The organism is Nocardia sp. NPDC004260, assembly GCF_053603155.1.
In genome coordinates, this window is record NZ_JBSGEZ010000198.1 from 1 (window position 1) to 3,381 (window position 3,381).

General features: G+C 62.0%; 2 protein-coding genes. One reads left to right on the plus strand and one right to left on the minus strand.

What is annotated here, in order from left to right; genetic code table 11:
• Positions 1–463: 463 nt before the first annotated feature.
• Complete coding sequence (locus ACWEO7_RS38705) at positions 464–661, plus strand: hypothetical protein (RefSeq protein WP_452430719.1); 198 nt, start codon at positions 464–466, stop codon at positions 659–661.
• Positions 662–1,045: 384 nt separating this feature from the next.
• Here ACWEO7_RS38705 and ACWEO7_RS38710 read toward each other — a convergent pair whose 3' ends face one another.
• Entirely contained in the window at positions 1,046–2,701 is a 1,656-nt protein-coding gene (locus ACWEO7_RS38710) for a WXG100-like domain-containing protein (RefSeq protein WP_452430721.1), read from the minus strand.
• Between the last annotated feature and the right edge of the window lie 680 nt (positions 2,702–3,381).

Sequence of the window (3,381 nt, forward strand, 5' to 3'; positions counted from 1 at the left end):
CGAAAGCCTGCGCATGTCCACCCTCAGATCATCACCCACCCCGCAGACCTACACGAACACCACCCACACCTCAAACATTCAGTTCCAGGTCAATAAACGCCGAGTGCATTTCGGTTGCTCGGCAGGTGGAGTGTGTCGCTGGCGCGGGAGCGAAAGGCGAGTTGGGTGGCCGCGCAGACCCCGCAATGCTTGGCTGCAGGACCTGAGTGTGGTGGATGCGTCAGGGGTCAGGTAGTTGCACTCTGTGACACGCGTGAACCGCGGTATCGGGCATCCCGGGGGCCGGGCGTCCTATCGTCTGCGGCGGTGACGGCACCGGCGTCGACTGGGACTTCTCCCGCGCGTCGGTCGAAGCGCTGGGCTGCCTGGTCCTCGCGGCCGACCCGATCGGCGCGGTGCCGTGCACGGTCTTCGGGCTGAGCAGCACGTGCGGGTTCATGGTGGCCGGCCAGACGGTACGGCGGTGGTCGAGCCAACGGCGGATGGCGCGGTGGCCAAGGCCACCGAGGCGTTGACGGCGTCCGGCGAGGGTGATGCGCCGGTTGGACAGGTCGACGTCGGTGAGCTTCAAGCACCGATAGCGCCGGTCGGGCAGCGTTCTGCGGCCAGGGCGACAATGACCCGCCAGGCGGGGTCGGTGGCGAGTTGCTCGACGGCGTGAATCTACTCGTCGGTCATCGGCAGCAGGGGGAAGTCGGCGGGGCGGGTCTTGAGCCCGATGACCCAGTTGTGCGTCACACGGACCGGTACGTGATCGCTCCAGAACGACATACACGGCAATCTCGGGATAACAGCTTCAACCCACCATCGCCCTCGCGCCAATGACAAAGGAGACTGTTCCGAGTTCAGCAGCTGCCCCGACGGTCGGGCAATGCGCCGGCGAGTCGCGGTCGACGAGGGCCGCACGGAGACCGAGTACGCTCACACGAGTCACCCGATCCGAGTAGTGCTCTTCGGAAATAGCATGCGCAGATAACGGGCACGTTCGTATGGCTGTACGGCGTCGATGATCGATCGCGGAACGGAATGGTTGAACTCCTCTATTTCAGCTGTGAGTCTGCGGCGGCCTCGGCACGAAAACCTGCGAGGATGAAGTTGATCTCGATTCAGTCACTGCATCACTACTTTTACTTTCGCCGTCGCGGCCAGTCGTATCCTTCTCAGCTGCAGCTTCGTTCACGCTGGTGCGTACAGCATCGTTGTGTGTCGGCGCGAACACCTTGCCGACAGTCTTAGCCTCAGCAAGGCCGCGTTTCTTTTTGGACCAGGGCGTTTGCAATTGGGCAACGGAAACAGCTGCCCTGGTCTCAGTTTTCTGTGAAGGCTTAGGAGCTCCCAGCTTTGAGGAAGCTTTCTCCTGCTGAACTGTTCGGCCGGACCGTGCCCAGGGTGTAGGTGAGGTCATGGAGTCCGCGCCAGCCTGCTGCGGTGACGACCACGTCGTCGGTTCTTCGGGCGCCTGTGCGGGACCGGCGTTGGAACTATTCCGAATCCCGAGCTCGCCATACGCTGATCCAGACTCTTGTGGGTGGTTCGCTGGCGTGGCTGGGTCGTGTCCAGGCGAACCCAAAACTGAACCCGACACTGAGGCAACCTCGTATCGGTCCGGCATTTGATGTTGGTCGGCCAGCGCCTCACGCGGCCGCCCGCTATGCGTCTGAACTCCGGCACCGGCGTCTTTAATGTTGGAGTCCTGCTGGGTGATCCCAGTACTGTCTGTGGCCACCGCTGTCGCTCCGGACGCACCAGCAGGCTGATGTAAGTCTGGCCGGGGTAACGATGCCGGTGACAGTTGGCGCGACTCGTGGCGAGTGGCCGAGTCTGCCTCCAAGATAGAAGAACCTCCAGGGTGTGGCGACGAGCTCGCCGCGGGTGGTTCAAGGGGCACGTCAGGGCGCACGCGAAACGGCGGTGATTCGATGGACGTGGCCGACGCGCCGATCGGCCGCGCGATGGCGGAATCGGGCTCGACATCGGAATTGTCGGATGTGGTGAAATCCAGTCCGGCGACGTTGTCGGCGAATGTCGCGGCATGCTCGAGGATGTCGTCGGCCAGATTGTCCAGGATGTTCGCATACCGAAGCACCTCGTCCGGCTCTATGTACAGGGCCGTCACACCGCCCTGTACAGCCGAGGGCACGCCCAGTACTTCATGCGCGGCATCGAGGACAACCCCGTTCACGAGTCTGTCGATGGTGTGTTCCAGCGGTTCGATCGCTTTCCCAATCACTTCTGCGGCGATATAGGAAAGAAGCATATCTTCCATACCTCGACACAACCTACCCGCGACCTCACGGACGGCGACCGTATAGGCGGCCGCGCCAGGGGTGGCCAATACAACGGCATAACTTGCCGCTAGCGCGGCAAGTTCGGTGAGCACAGCGAATTTCACCGCTGTAATCACTTCTGCTGCGATATTCAGCGCTTCCGCGACGACATGGCAAGCTCGATCCAAATCGGCCATATGCGAAGCGCTCATGCGCGCCCAAGAAGCGACCAACTGCTGGTAGGACTCCCCCGAGAAGACCGAGCCCATTTCGTTGATGGCGCCGGTCGCCAGCTCATGCGTACCGGCAACGCTCCTCGCGAAGTTACGTACGTGCATGCCGAGTGCCCGCACATCGTCCTCGTTGATATCCGGGTACGGGATCCCTATGAAGTTCAAGAAGAGCGCGACTTCGCTCGGCATCTCTATCGGCAAAGCCCGACCCTTCGACCACTCACCCGAACGAAATGCTGAAATACGTGGGCGCCGAGAAAACGCTCGACCTGCCGCCAGGCCTATCGGTGAGGGCCGTCATCCCTGGCATAGCACGCTCCCAACCCTGTCCCGGCCCAAGCTAGGCACACAGGACGCACACCGTTGCACCGCACACCGCTCGGCCAACTACACATAACCTCGTGTCGCGCTCCAGCGGGTGTGCTTCACCCTGTCGGCGAACTCTCTGGTGTCCCCGGGTATAGCACCTGCGCAGCGTCCACGAAGCGGCGCGCCCATGTCGTCCCTCATGCTCGCACGGCTTGAAACGCATTCGGTATGGGGCAAATGCCTACCCCGACTCGCTGCGCTCGCTACATATGAAGCACCTTTATGCACGGGCTGTCAACGTCGGTCGAATCGTGACCCGGCTTGTTTGAGAATCGATCGGTTCTCCGACACTCGGCCATCCAGGCCGGAAGCCGCATGCCTCAATAGCTTCGCCATGTCCAAGAAACGTGTCGGGGATCGCCAACTTTGCCTAGGATCGGGTGACCCGAGCTACCGCACCCTTTTCGGAGCCGCAAACCCCGCAAATTCGTGTCGTCTGACCAGGCGTTTTCTTCACACTGAAAGTGTTGGGTCTGGCGGGTGGCTGCGGGCACAAGCGCCCGTCAGCCCCT